The organism is Acinetobacter sp. SA01, from assembly GCF_011319235.1.
Taxonomy (GTDB): Bacteria; Pseudomonadota; Gammaproteobacteria; order Pseudomonadales; family Moraxellaceae; genus Acinetobacter.
This window is the reverse complement of record NZ_WXXM01000013.1, coordinates 70,884-83,624: the sequence shown is the minus strand read 5'-3', so window position 1 is coordinate 83,624 and position 12,741 is coordinate 70,884. Positions and strand designations below refer to the sequence as shown.

The 12,741-nt window shown below is 40.6% G+C and carries 16 protein-coding genes; 4 read left to right on the top strand and 12 right to left on the bottom strand.

What is annotated here, in order from left to right; genetic code table 11:
• Window positions 1-193: 193 nt before the first annotated feature.
• The 5 genes from GTU69_RS12470 to rplM form a co-directional block, all read right to left on the bottom strand.
• Window positions 194-841: a hypothetical protein gene (locus GTU69_RS12470; RefSeq protein ID WP_166170913.1), complete on the bottom strand. Its 648-nt coding sequence runs from the start codon at window positions 839-841 to the stop codon at window positions 194-196.
• Window positions 842-860: 19 nt separating this feature from the next.
• A complete protein-coding gene (locus GTU69_RS12465; RefSeq protein ID WP_166170911.1) occupies window positions 861-1,292 on the bottom strand; it encodes a ClpXP protease specificity-enhancing factor in 432 nt (143 codons plus the stop codon).
• 12 nt (window positions 1,293-1,304) lie between these two features.
• Window positions 1,305-1,955 (bottom strand): glutathione S-transferase N-terminal domain-containing protein, encoded by a 651-nt coding sequence (locus GTU69_RS12460; protein WP_166170909.1) that lies wholly within the window; start codon window positions 1,953-1,955, stop codon window positions 1,305-1,307.
• Between the two features lie 332 nt (window positions 1,956-2,287).
• Window positions 2,288-2,674: a 30S ribosomal protein S9 gene (rpsI, locus tag GTU69_RS12455; RefSeq protein WP_068974925.1), complete on the bottom strand. Its 387-nt coding sequence runs from the start codon at window positions 2,672-2,674 to the stop codon at window positions 2,288-2,290.
• A gap of 12 nt (window positions 2,675-2,686) precedes the next feature.
• Window positions 2,687-3,115 carry a 50S ribosomal protein L13 gene (gene rplM, locus GTU69_RS12450; RefSeq protein ID WP_004811299.1) on the bottom strand — a complete coding sequence of 143 codons (429 nt, stop codon included), beginning with the start codon at window positions 3,113-3,115 and terminating at the stop codon, window positions 2,687-2,689.
• A 771-nt stretch (window positions 3,116-3,886) separates the two neighbouring features.
• Between rplM and pdxA the strand changes: the two genes are divergently transcribed.
• The 3 genes from pdxA to GTU69_RS12435 are packed head-to-tail and all read left to right on the top strand — an operon-like array spanning window position 3,887 to window position 6,559.
• Window positions 3,887-4,855, top strand: coding sequence for a 4-hydroxythreonine-4-phosphate dehydrogenase PdxA (gene pdxA / locus GTU69_RS12445; protein ID WP_166170907.1), 969 nt, complete (start codon window positions 3,887-3,889; stop codon window positions 4,853-4,855).
• A gap of 30 nt (window positions 4,856-4,885) precedes the next feature.
• Window positions 4,886-5,698 (top strand): 16S rRNA (adenine(1518)-N(6)/adenine(1519)-N(6))-dimethyltransferase RsmA, encoded by an 813-nt coding sequence (rsmA, locus tag GTU69_RS12440; RefSeq protein WP_166170905.1) that lies wholly within the window; start codon window positions 4,886-4,888, stop codon window positions 5,696-5,698.
• Window positions 5,699-6,559 carry a symmetrical bis(5'-nucleosyl)-tetraphosphatase gene (locus tag GTU69_RS12435; RefSeq protein ID WP_166170903.1) on the top strand — a complete coding sequence of 287 codons (861 nt, stop codon included), beginning with the start codon at window positions 5,699-5,701 and terminating at the stop codon, window positions 6,557-6,559.
• A gap of 49 nt (window positions 6,560-6,608) precedes the next feature.
• Here the strand turns inward: GTU69_RS12435 and GTU69_RS12430 are convergent, their stop codons facing one another.
• The 7 genes from GTU69_RS12430 to hflX form a co-directional block, all read right to left on the bottom strand.
• Window positions 6,609-7,058 carry a DUF2147 domain-containing protein gene (locus GTU69_RS12430; protein ID WP_086195717.1) on the bottom strand — a complete coding sequence of 150 codons (450 nt, stop codon included), beginning with the start codon at window positions 7,056-7,058 and terminating at the stop codon, window positions 6,609-6,611.
• 158 nt (window positions 7,059-7,216) lie between these two features.
• The gene (locus tag GTU69_RS12425; RefSeq protein ID WP_166170901.1) at window positions 7,217-7,666 is read right to left on the bottom strand and encodes a DUF2147 domain-containing protein; all 450 of its coding nucleotides are present in this window, start codon (window positions 7,664-7,666) and stop codon (window positions 7,217-7,219) included.
• A 312-nt stretch (window positions 7,667-7,978) separates the two neighbouring features.
• Window positions 7,979-8,425, bottom strand: coding sequence for a DUF2147 domain-containing protein (locus GTU69_RS12420; RefSeq protein WP_086195715.1), 447 nt, complete (start codon window positions 8,423-8,425; stop codon window positions 7,979-7,981).
• A gap of 160 nt (window positions 8,426-8,585) precedes the next feature.
• Complete coding sequence (locus tag GTU69_RS12415) at window positions 8,586-9,032, bottom strand: DUF2147 domain-containing protein (RefSeq protein ID WP_166170900.1); 447 nt, start codon at window positions 9,030-9,032, stop codon at window positions 8,586-8,588.
• A 92-nt stretch (window positions 9,033-9,124) separates the two neighbouring features.
• Window positions 9,125-9,799, bottom strand: coding sequence for an LrgB family protein (locus GTU69_RS12410; protein WP_166170899.1), 675 nt, complete (start codon window positions 9,797-9,799; stop codon window positions 9,125-9,127).
• 9 nt (window positions 9,800-9,808) lie between these two features.
• Entirely contained in the window at window positions 9,809-10,180 is a 372-nt protein-coding gene (locus GTU69_RS12405; RefSeq protein WP_166170898.1) for a hypothetical protein, read from the bottom strand.
• A 43-nt stretch (window positions 10,181-10,223) separates the two neighbouring features.
• On the bottom strand, window positions 10,224-11,555 hold the full coding sequence (hflX, locus tag GTU69_RS12400; RefSeq protein ID WP_086195711.1) for a ribosome rescue GTPase HflX: 1,332 nt from the start codon (window positions 11,553-11,555) through the stop codon (window positions 10,224-10,226).
• A 357-nt stretch (window positions 11,556-11,912) separates the two neighbouring features.
• Here hflX and GTU69_RS12395 point away from each other — a divergent pair, with 357 nt between their 5' ends.
• Window positions 11,913-12,740 carry a lysophospholipid acyltransferase family protein gene (locus GTU69_RS12395; protein WP_166170897.1) on the top strand — a complete coding sequence of 276 codons (828 nt, stop codon included), beginning with the start codon at window positions 11,913-11,915 and terminating at the stop codon, window positions 12,738-12,740.
• Window position 12,741: the final 1 nt, after the last annotated feature.

Sequence of the window (12,741 nt, the reverse complement as noted above, 5' to 3'; positions counted from 1 at the left end):
TCCCTTCCCGAACTCAGAAGTGAAACCTCTTAGCGCTGATGGTAGTGTGGGATTACCCATGTGAGAGTAAGTCATCGCCAGCTCATTATTCCTTAAAAAGCCCCCTCTAATGAGGGGGCTTTTTTTATGCGGGGAAATATAAGCAATAAAAAACCAGCATTTGCTGGTTTTAAGATCGGAATTTTTGCAAATTTTAAGCAAAAATATTACATGCTGCAGAGGTCAGTATCCAGAGAATTGTGATTGCAACGACAGGCTCAACAATCTTTGCCCAGGTTGGGGTACTTACAACTGAAACTTCTTCAACATCATGCTGCTGGATATTCTGGTGAACCATTTGACTAAACTCCTTCATTGTTGAGTCTAATGATATATCTTCTTGCTCAATTGGTTTAGAGCCTTTTAATTCTGTTAGATCATTTGTTGACCAAACCCAATCAGAAGCCTGGCCAGATAGGTGTTCAATCTGTCCTATGATCAGTTCACGTAAACCTCTGATATTTAGATTTCCAATATCATTAAGCTGTTTTAATTCTGCCAATTGTAATTTTAATATTTCAGTTACTGTTGGTTCTAATTCATTTTTAGGCAGGGTGGACTGATTTTTTGAAGATGTTGTAAGATGTCGCGCAACCTCTTGAATAAAAAGATCATCGGCTGAAGAAATCTCCTGATAAACTTTTTTATCGTCAGTTCGCCAAAGTGAAATGAGTTTACCTAATACCAGTGCATTAATTTCTAACAGATATGTTTTTCGATCTTCTCTAGAATAGTGTTCGAGAAGCTGAGGCTTTTGATTGTTAATCTGCTCAGCAAAATATTGTACTAAATCAAAAGCCATTCACTTGCTCCATATTATTTTAATCTAATAACCGTAGGCTTGGTTTTTTCTTAGGTTGTTTAGTTTCTTCTGATGTTGTGGTTGATTTTAAAGTATCTTCAGTAATTTGGATACCTTCATATTCATTTGGATCAAAGAATAACCCTTGTCCATTTTCACGTGCATAAAGACCCAGCACTGCATTTAACGGTACATAAATGTCACGTGAAACGCCACCAAAACGCGCAGAGAAGGTGATTGCATCATTGCTCATATGTAGTTTATGCACTGCATGAGGAACGATATTTAAAACAATTTGACCGTCTTGAATAAACTGTTCTGGCACCATGGTATTAGGCTGGGTGGCATCAACCAATAAATATGGGGTCAGGTTATTGTCACAAATCCATTCATAGATAGCGCGCGCTAAATAAGGTCGTGTAGGGCTAAGATTCAATTCTTGTTCAGACATGATTTTGCTCGATTAATTTACCAAAAATTCGCTGTAGCGGTTTTTTTCCTGCATCGTTAAAGATTTAATGAATGCAGGTCGACTAAAAATTCGTTGACAATATAAGTGAATAGGACGGCAATGCTGTTTAGGCAATTCGATACCCATCGCCTTTAACCGTATAAAAATAGGTGCCAGCATACAATCTAAAATTGTAAAATTTTCAGACATAAAATAGGGGAAATGCTGAAAAAGAGGCGTAAGGGAAATCAGGGTATCTCTGAGTTGCTTTTGAGCTTTCGCTTTCTCTTGTTCATTCAGGGTGTCTGGATGTCGCAGCATGATATCTGCCAGTTTTAACCAGTCTTGCTCAAAACGCCAGATATATTGACGTTGCTCTGCTCGTGGCATTGGTGCATCAGCATACAGTTTGTTCTGACGGTAGCGATCGTCTAGATATTCAGAAATAATGCTGGAATTAAATAATTTTAAATCATTTTCAATCAGCATGGGGAGTTGATTATAGGGATTGAGACTGGCCAGATCCTCATCGTCTTCATCTACAATAATTAGATTATATTTGATTTGCTTCTCTGCAAGTACATAGCGTATCCAGTGGGAGCGAAAATCATCCGCATGACTGTAAAGCGTAATTCCTTGTAGATGTGCATTTTCGATTGACATAATCCGAAACAGTGATAAATGAATGGAATAGGATACTAAAATTCAAGCTAAAAAGCACGAAGCATAAAAGCGCAATTGGGGTTAAGATAAAAAGATGATAAGAAAAAATAACTGGAGGAAAACAAGATGCTGATCAAACTGGCGATAATCTTACTGTTTATTTTGATTGGTCTTGCGAATTATTATCTCACCAAATCTTTCTGGTGTCATGAAGGCGTGTGGGGTAAGGATGTGCATGAACAGTAAGATGAAATATTTATCCGGATTAAAATTTAAGTCCCATAAAAAAACCCTGGATAATCCAGGGTTTTTTGTCCGATTCGGTAAACGAATTAACGTTTAGAGAATTGAGGACGTTTACGAGCTTTACGTAAACCAAGTTTCTTACGTTCAACTTCACGAGCATCACGAGTAACGAAACCAGCTTGACGAAGAGCAGGTTTTAAAGTTTCGTCAGCAGCGATCAATGCACGAGTAATACCGTGACGGATAGCGCCAGCTTGACCACCAATACCACCACCAGCAACAGTGATGTAAAGGTCATATTTTTCAGTAGCTTCTAGAAGCTCTAAAGGTTGACGAACAACCATACGAGCAGTTTCGCGACCGAAGTACTGTTCAAGAGTACGGTTGTTGATTACGAGTTTACCAGTACCAGCTGATAGGAAAACACGTGCAGTTGCGGTCTTACGGCGACCTGTACCATAGTTAGTAGCCATGTGCTGTATCCCTTAGATGTCCAAAACTTGTGGCTGTTGAGCAGTATGTGGATGCTCAGTACCAGCGTACACTTTCATTTTTTTGATCATTGCATAACCAAGAGGACCTTTTGGCAACATGCCTTTTACAGCGCGTTGGAAAATTTCTTCTGGTTTGTGAGCAACTAATTTCTCGAAATTAGTTTCACGAATACCACCAGGGAAACCAGTATGGCGATAATATTTCTTATCAAGTGATTTTTTACCAGTCACTTGAACTTGTTCAGCATTGATCACAACGATGTAATCGCCAGTGTCAACGTGAGGAGTATAAGAAGTTTTATGCTTACCGCGTAAACGACGAGCGATTTCAGTCGCAAGACGACCTAAAGTTTTGCCAGAAGCATCAACAACGTACCAGTCGTGTTGAACTTCAGCTGGCTTAGCGCTGAGAGTTTTCATTAAACCACTACCTATTATAGTTGGTTTGGACGGTGGAATCTGTCCAAACAAAAGGAGACCGAATTCTACCTGAAAGTCAGTAGAACCACAATGAAAATATAAAATTTCAAGCGCTATATTTTAAAAGAACAAGGATGAAAATGGAAGTGTTGGGGAATCTAAAACGGGGGGCGGTAAATGAAGATAAAAATATTGGCTTTTAGTTCTGCAACTGTGAATTTTGCATGTTTTGCTTAAAAGCAATAGATACGATTTTATCGAATTGAGAACCTGTACCATTCAGTATTTTAGATAAGCGATGATGAAAATTTAAAATTTTGTTTTTATTGAAATATTAGACACCTTTCATAAATTTAAATATGTTCAATCTGATTTTTAAAATCAGCACGGCCATCATCTGATGGATTTCATTTTGATGCCTTTGCGTAGGCAATCTCTCTACTTTTGAAAGGTCAAAAGTAGACAAAAACCTTTTGTTCCCCATACACGACTTCCTTGTCGTGATGGGAAACGTGGTGGCATCCATGCCACACTCATGAATCGAATACTTGCTAAAAAAATCAATTTTTTATTTTCGTATTATGAACGACTTATAGTCATTAAAAACGATTTATGAAAGAAATCTATTAAAGTAAAAAATATCGATGTATTGCTAATTACCAGTTGTTTTGTTGATTAAACTAGTTGATCTATATGTGGTTTTGCTCAGCTTCAGCTTTCTTGTTTAGCATTCGCGTTATAATGTTGAATATTGAGCTTCTTGGATAAATTATGATTCCTTTATATGTTACGAGTGGTGAACCTGCTGGTATTGGTCCAGATATTTGTTTAAGTTTGGCGGATCGTGTTGATGAACGTCCGATTGTGGTACTAGCCGATATTCATTTATTAAAGCAACGTGCAGAATTATTAAAGAAAGAGATTGAACTAATTGAATATCAAGGACAATTAGAATCTGCAGCTCAAGGACAGCTTTATGTCGAACATGTGCCCTTAAATACAGAAGTGGTTTTGGGGCAACTGAATGCCCAAAACGCAGCATATGTGCTGGAACAATTACGTCGTTCTGCAGATTACGCCATGACAGGCAAAAGTGTCGGTGTAGCCACCGCGCCTGTACAGAAATCCATTATCAATGAAGCGGGTATCCATTTTAGTGGTCATACTGAGTATTATCAGGAATTTGCTGGTGTCGATCGGGTGGTGATGATGCTGGCCACCAAGACTTTAAGGGTGGCACTGGTGACTACGCATCTGGCTTTACGTGATGTGCCTGATGCGATTACGCCTGAGCGCCTGCATCAGGTGATTGATATCTTAATCCACGATTTAAAAACCAAATTCAGGATTGATCATCCGCATATTCTGGTGTGTGGTTTAAATCCGCATGCTGGGGAAGATGGTTATTTGGGGATGGAAGAAATTGAGGTGATTAATCCTGTGCTGGAAACTTATCGTGCGCAACGGATCAATATGAGCCTGAGTTTGCCTGCCGATACGCTATTTACCCCGGACAATTTAAAAGATGCCGATGCCGTATTGGCGATGTATCACGATCAGGGCTTACCTGTGTTAAAATCACAGGGTTTTGGTGAAGCCATCAATATTACTTTGGGCTTGCCGTTTATCCGAACTTCTGTCGATCATGGCACAGCACTCTCCCTTGCAGGTACAGGTCTGGCAAAAAGCTCGAGCTTGCATGTGGCTGTGGATTTGGCGCTCGAACTTGCGCGTCAGTGATCTTGTCTTTATTACACGTTGGAAATGTTTATGTATCAGATTAATGCCTTAACCCCCAAAGATGAAGGGCATCACACGCGTAAGCGTTTTGGGCAAAACTTCTTACATGACCAACGTGTCATTGCCAAAATTGTCCGTTCAGTGAATCCTCGTTCTGGCGATAACATTGTTGAAATTGGTCCCGGTCTTGCAGCATTAACTTCACCTTTAATTGGTGAATGTGATGCCTTAACTGTAGTTGAACTTGACCGTGACTTGGCGGCAGGTTTACCAGGCCGTGTGCCGCATCCTGAGCGTTTAACCATTGTTGAAACGGATGCCTTGAAATATGACTTTACTGAGTTGTTTCAAGAAGGCCGTCCGCTACGTGTGGTTGGTAACCTGCCATACAACATTTCAACACCACTTCTGTTCCATCTCCTGGAATTTGGTGACAAAGTTAAAGACATGCACTTCATGTTGCAAAAGGAAGTGGTTGACCGTATTACCGCCTCACCCAATACCAAAGAATATGGCCGTTTGTCGGTGATGATCCAGTATTACTGTAAACCGACTTTCCTGTTTGAAGTGCCACCGGGATCATTTAATCCACCACCAAAAGTCACTTCTGCCGTCTTTCGTCTGGAGCCTTATGCTGTTAAACCGATTGTGGCCAAGAATGAAAAAGCCTTGGCCCGTCTGGTGTCCCATGTCTTTACCCAGCGTCGTAAAACGCTGCGTAACAGTTTGAAAGGTATGCTGGTTGAAGAGGGATTTGAGAAAGCAGGTGTCGATCCGATGGCGCGCCCCGAGACTTTAACGCTGGCTCAATTTGTAGCATTAGCAGATCAAATGGTGGATTAAATGGCAGCTTCGAATATTCGATACAATTATGTGATTGGTGATATTCAGGGCTGTTTTGAAGCTTTGAAAATATTACTTAAAACGATTCAGTTTGATGCAGATCAAGATTTTCTTTGGTTTGCGGGTGACTTGGTTGCACGTGGTGAAAATTCGATTGGGGCTTTACGCTTTATCAAAAAGCTGGTCGACAAGGGGGTTGCTGCAACGGTTTTAGGTAATCATGACCTTAATTTATTGGCTGTGGCACGTGGGACTAAAGAGATTAATCCCAAAGACAATATTGATGATGTCATTCATGCTTTGGAAAGTGATGACTTGATCGAATGGCTGCGTAAACAGCCTTTATGTTTATTTCCGAATGAACATACGGTTTTGACCCATGCAGGGATTCCGCTGAATTGGACAGCAGAACAAACAGCGGTTTTAGCTAAGGAAGTTGAGGCAGTAATTGGCCATGATGACTTTGACGTGGTCGATGCTTTTTTGGCTAACATGTATGGCAAAGAGCCAAATTGTTGGTCTGATGATTTACAGGGTCATGCCCGTTTACGTTGCATTACTAACTACTTGACCCGTATGCGTTTAACCAATGTAGAAGGGCGAATGGAATTCAGTTTTAAAGATTCTCTGGATGATCCTATGCCTGAAGGCTTTCAGCCATGGTTTGACTTTGAGTCCAAAGCGGCTAAAACCCATCAAATTATCTTTGGACACTGGGCTGGATTACAAGGGAAAACCATTACGCCCCAGATTCAGAATGTGGATGGGGGGTGTGTTTGGGGCAATCAGCTGATTGCTTATCGATTAGAAGATCAACAATTGTTTAAAGTCGATAATCCGATGATGTCATCCTCAAGCTAAGCCATAATAAAAAAGCCACATTATGTGGCTTTTTTATATTTAAACTTGCTTAGTCAAGTCTGATCCAGGTCTGGCTGCGTCCCAAGGTGGAAATACCCATATAGGCTCTTAAGGTTAAACGCTTGCCTGTTGCATTCAGTCTGATTTTGGCGTCATAAACTTTACCCGCTAGTGGATCTATAACACGGCCTTTTTCGTAGTTATTGGTTCCAGATACATGTTTTAAGCCCTTCAGAATTTCCATACCTAAAATGGGCTGATTGGTATAGGGTGCTGGGCAATTATTACATGTCTCTCGTGGGGTATAACCTGGGCGAGGAGTAACTTTAATAATTTTCCCGGTAAATGTATTATTGTTTTCTTTATTAATTTTAATAATCGCTTTCGCAGCACCGGTCTTATCATCAATTTGTTGCCATGTTCCAGAAATGTCTTCTGCGAAAACATTTCCACTGAAAAGTGCAGCAGCAAAAGCAGCCAGCAATAGATTCTTTTGCATATAAGACTCTCACTTAATCTTTCATTTTCTAATTAATGGATATATTAGATAGATAAAGTAATTAGTCAATATACTCTAGAGTCAAGCAAACAGTTTTAAGCTGATTTGGATAAAAAGCCACAATATTGTGGCTTTTTAATTAAAAACAGGGATTTGAATTAATCGACCCGTAACCAGGTCTGACTGCGACCCAATGCTGAAATACCGATGTAGCCACGTAAAGTGAGACGTTTTCCGCTCGCATTCAGTCGAACTTTAGCATCATAAATTTTACCTGCTAAAGGATCGATGACCCGGCCTTTTTCATAGTTATTTGTACCTTCCACATGCTTTAATCCGGTGAGTACATCCATACCTAAAATAGGCTGATTGGTATAGGGTGCAGGGCATTTGTTGCATGTCTTTTGCGGTATATAACCTGGACGAGGGGTTACTTTGACGATCTTACCGGTATAAATATCGTTTGTATCTTTACTGATTTCGATAATTGCCTTGGGTGAACCGGTTTTATCATCAATTTGTTGCCAAGTACCTGATAGATCTTGTGCCAATACATTCCCACTAAAAACTACAATGGCAAGAGCAGCAAGTAAGATATTTTTTTTCATATATATTCCTGCGGTTGTGGTGAATAATTTTTTTAATTTAAAAACTATATTAGGATTGTTTATAAAATAGTCAATATAGTGGTTCATGAAAATGAAGAATAATGTGAATTATTTAAAAATCATTGAATAATAAAGCCAGATAGTACAGCTTTTTGTCATATTTAGTCGTTTCTAATCTAGATTTGAGTTCGACCCAGAGCCACAATTCCTACATATCCACATAATATAAAACGTTTAGCATTCGGTGTAATTCATCCTTTAAAGTTATTATTTTTCCTGTTAAAGAGTCTAGTACACGACCATGTGTATCATTTAATCTTGTTTAATCCAGGTCTGACTACGACCGAGTGCGGATACACCAACATAACCGCGTAGAGTGAGACGTTTACCATTCGGACTTAATTTTGCTTTGCCGCTATAGATTTTACCGTTCAGTGGATCAAGAACTTTGGCATTTACAAACTGATTATCACCGATAGATTTTAATCCCGTTAAAACATCTAATCCTAAGATAGGTTTGTCGGTATAAGGTGCTGGACAATTTACACAGGTTTCTTTCGGGGTATAACCTGGACGAGGAGTGACTTTTACAATTTTTGCTGTATAAGTCCCATTGCTTTCTTGGCGCATTTCCAGAATGGCTTTTGATGAGCCTGTTTTATCGTCAATGGTTTTCCATGTTCCGCTAAGATCATTTGCCAATACGTTCCCACTACAAACTAAACTGGCAAAAGCAGCAAATAATAGATTTTTCTTCATATCAATTCCTGTGTGTGGAAAATATTTTTTTTAATTTATATAGAGATATAGTTATCGTTTAAAAATTAGTCAACCCACTGCTTCATAAAAATAAAATATAATGTGAATTATTTCAATATCAGTGAAGAAAAAAGCCACATAGTGTGGCTTTTTGTCATATTTAGTCATTTCTAATCCAGGTCTGACTACGGCCTAATGCTGAAACCCCAATATAACCACGCAGGGTTAAGCGTTTACCATTTGGACTTAATTTCGCTTTCATGCTGTAGATATGACCAGATAGCGGATCGATAATTTTACCATTCGCATAGTTGGGTCCTTCTATATGTTTTAAACCTTTCAAGACATCCATGCCTAGAATGGGCTGATTGGTATAAGGTGCCGGGCATTTGACGCAAATTTCTTTGGGAGTATAGCCAGGACGCGGAGTGACTTTGACCACTTGGGCGGTATAAGTGCCATTATTTTCCTGGCGAATTTCAAGAATGGCTTTTGATGAACCGGTTTTATCATCAATATTTTTCCACGTTCCTGTAAGGTCTTGAGCTAGGGCAAAACTCGCTAAAGTTGAGCAGATTAATGCAATAGTAAGTTTCATCTTGACCATTTTGAATGTTCCTTCATTCCACTGACAGTACTCCTGATACTAGGAGTATTTTTGACAAGCAACAATCATTATCAATGCAAATGACTGTTTGGTCACATTTTTTGTAAATAAAGTATAAAAGTAGGCAGCCATATGGCAGTAAATACAGCATTCACTGCCATGCCAAATGCAGCATAGCGTCCTGCTACGCTGCCTCTTTGCCATGCCTGTGCTGTTCCAATGGCATGCGCAGCCAGACCCAATGCCAGACCCGAAGCGCGTTCATCATTGATATGGCGCAGGATCAAGGGAGAAAAGGCTGCTCCAATTACACCGGATAAAATCACAATAAGAATGACCATACTCATAGGTGCATGTAACAGGGTGGCAATATTAATTGCGATTGGAGTAGTCACGGCGCGTGTAGCAAAAGCCATAATGCTGGAATCGGTCATATGCAGTAGATAGGCAAGACCCATCGGTAGCGCGACTGCACTGATACTGGCAAACACCAGAATTCCGAGCATGGCTTTCAGCGGCAGATCATCATAACGCATGGCCGCGAGAGGAATGGCCAATGCAACGGTGACATAGCCCAAGAGGCGATTAAAAAGCGGATTGACCTGTGCCATATAAGATTCATAACGAATCCCGAATGACAACAACAGTCCAATAATCAAAAACATGCCAATCACAATGACTGGAATTTGCGGTAGGCGTTTATTGATCGGTTTTGCGACCAGATAGGCGATCAGGGTGATAAAAAAACCGGAGAGTACTGTGAACATATAATTTCCCTATAACCAGCGCTTGGACATTTTTGCATAGACCCACAAAGGAATCAGGGTGCTGACAAACATCACCAGTAAAAAAGCCGGCATTTCCTTGCCCATTTGAGTCAGCATAATCAAGGACCCTGCGCTAATTGGCAAAAAGGCAAAGGCACTTTCTTTCATGATCTTGTTATTGGTATCGACCAAGCGACTGGGTAATTTCTTGAAACTTCTCCAGATAAATAAAGTCACCAATAGGCTGATCAAGCCCACCAGATTACCCAGTTCAGGATGATGAAATTGTGTGGTTAGCCATACGGCTCCTTCACGGAAGCAGATGATTAATGCCACGGTGCCAATCCAGGCTGGCCAGTCCGTTGTTTTTATCCAGTCCATTTTTACCAACAATTATAATTACACTTGTCACGTTTTAACCGATTTATCTTTTTATTTCAAATTCCTCAAGCGGCCGTTTAAATTGTGCAGCCTTGTGCCCCAGAATTTCATCTATAGGCAAATGAGCCTGTTTAATCAGCTGTTCCAGCTTTTGCGGTGCCATAATCACATGTAAATGCAGATTACCGACATCATCATAATTTTCAGATTGAATGACATTCAATGCATAGAGTTGGGTGCGCAATTTGCCATAGGCAGGCTTTAACATCAGCTCAAAGCTTTGAATTTGGCCCATCAAACATTCTTGTACCGCTTGACGCAGCAGGTCTAAACCCTGGCCTGAGTGTGCTGATACATACACCCGATCGGGCATGTGCGGTTTGGCATAGACAATTTTGGCATCTTCACCACTGACATCAATTTTGTTATAGACGCGCAGTACTGGCACATTGGCACCAATTTCCTTGAGTACCGATTCTACTGCTTCAATCTGTTCCAGCATATCCGGGCTGCTGGAATCAATCACATGCAGCAGTAAGGTGGCTTCCAGCGTTTCTTCCAACGTTGCCTTAAAGGACTCGACCAAGGAATGCGAGAGATTACGCACGAAACCCACGGTATCTGCCAGCACCAAACGTCCAATACCATCCCATTCCAGGCGGCGCAGTGTAGGGTCTAATGTTGCAAACAGTTGATCGGCCGCGTAAACATCGCTATTGGCCAAAATATTAAACAAGGTGGATTTACCGGCATTGGTATAACCGACTAGAGAAACGGTCGGCACAGCGGCTTTCTGACGTGCAACACGACCTTGCATGCGGGTCTGGCGGACTTTATCCAGTTTGGTTTTGAGTTGCCCCATGCGGATACGCAGTAGACGGCGATCTGTTTCCAGCAAGGTTTCACCCGGGCCACGTAAGCCAATCCCACCTTTTTGACTGTCAAGATTACTGCGGCTGCGCACTAAACGTGAGGATAGGTGCTGTAACTGTGCCAGTTCGACTTGCAATTTACCTTCATAGGTCCGGGCACGTTGCGCAAAAATATCTAAAATCAGTTCGGTACGATCCACCACACGGCAGAGCATGATTTTTTCTAAATTACGGGCTTGAGCGGGTGTTAGTGAATGATCGAAAATGACCAAATTAGCTTCAAGGTCCTGTACCAGAGCGGCAATTTCTTCTGCCTTGCCAGAGCCGATAAACAGTTTGGGATCGGGTTTAATACGTTGAGCGCTAATATGGTCTAAAATTTCAGCACCGGCAGATTCTGCCAGTAAACGAAATTCTTCTGCATCAAGGTCATCTAATAGTTGTACCGACACACTCACTAAGATTGTTCGTTCACCACCCTGATGTTGCTCAAAATATTCCACTAAAGATGATCTCTACTGCGTTAAAATTTTATTTTAGTTGAAAATGAACAAGCAAAGGGAAAAATAGCAAAAACTTAACAAAGCATCGTAACAAGATATTCAGTCCAAGGCGTGTTTTTATGAGCAGGAACATCTAGAAGGCAGTGATAAAAAGCAGAAAATCATGGAGATGTATCTGAGCCTTGTTTTTAATTTTCAGCACATGATTCAAGCTCTTTATTGGTGATAAAAATAAATGATTTACTGGTTTTATTGGCTGATTTAGGTTTTTATGATCAATGCAAGTTCAAAATGAACAGTATAGAATGGCAGCAAATAAATGATTAAATGCTGCAGCTAATAATTAGTGATCCATCTATGACCCAATCCTCCGTAACTGAAAGTTCATCGTTAAATGGCTTGTCTAAATTTTTCTTATATAGCAAAAAGTTATTGGCTGGTTTAGCGGCAATTATTCAAGGATTTTATCTGGTTTTTCGTCATCGCTTATATAAAGATCCGAACAACCCATGTAATACGCGTTATGTACAGCATTTCTGCCGCGAATTATGCAAGGTATTTAACCTTGAGATTCAAGTGCATGGAGTAATTCCACGTGAGCCGGCGCTGTGGGTGAGTAACCATGTTTCGTGGCTGGATATTGCAGTGTTGGGTTCAAGTGCCCGGGTATTCTTTTTGGCCAAAGCTGAAATTGAAAAATGGCCTTTATTTGGCAAACTGGCCAAGGGCGGTGGCACATTATTTATTAAACGGGGTTCTGGTGATTCGATTAAAATTAAAGAGCAAATTACCACATTTTTAAAACGTGATATTCCGGTATTATTTTTTCCAGAAGCCACCACTTCGGATGGCAGTAAAATTAAAAAAATCTATGGCCGTATTTTAGGTGCCGCCATTGACGCAAATCGTCCGGTGCAAATTTGTCTGATTTGTTATGTGAATCAAGAGGGAGAGCTGGATACGGTGGCACCGTTCATCGGTGACATTAGTTTTGCGGACCATGTTAAAAACGTTTTGGAAATGCCAAAGGTGATGGTTCATCTGATGGCTTTACCCGCAATTGCTGTGGAAGGACATGATGTTGAAAGTTTAACGGAAGCCGTACATACCCAGATGATTGCCGGTTTAGCACAGTTACAGCAGAAAGCACTGAAAAAGCTGCCTGAGTCTTTGCATGACTCGTGAA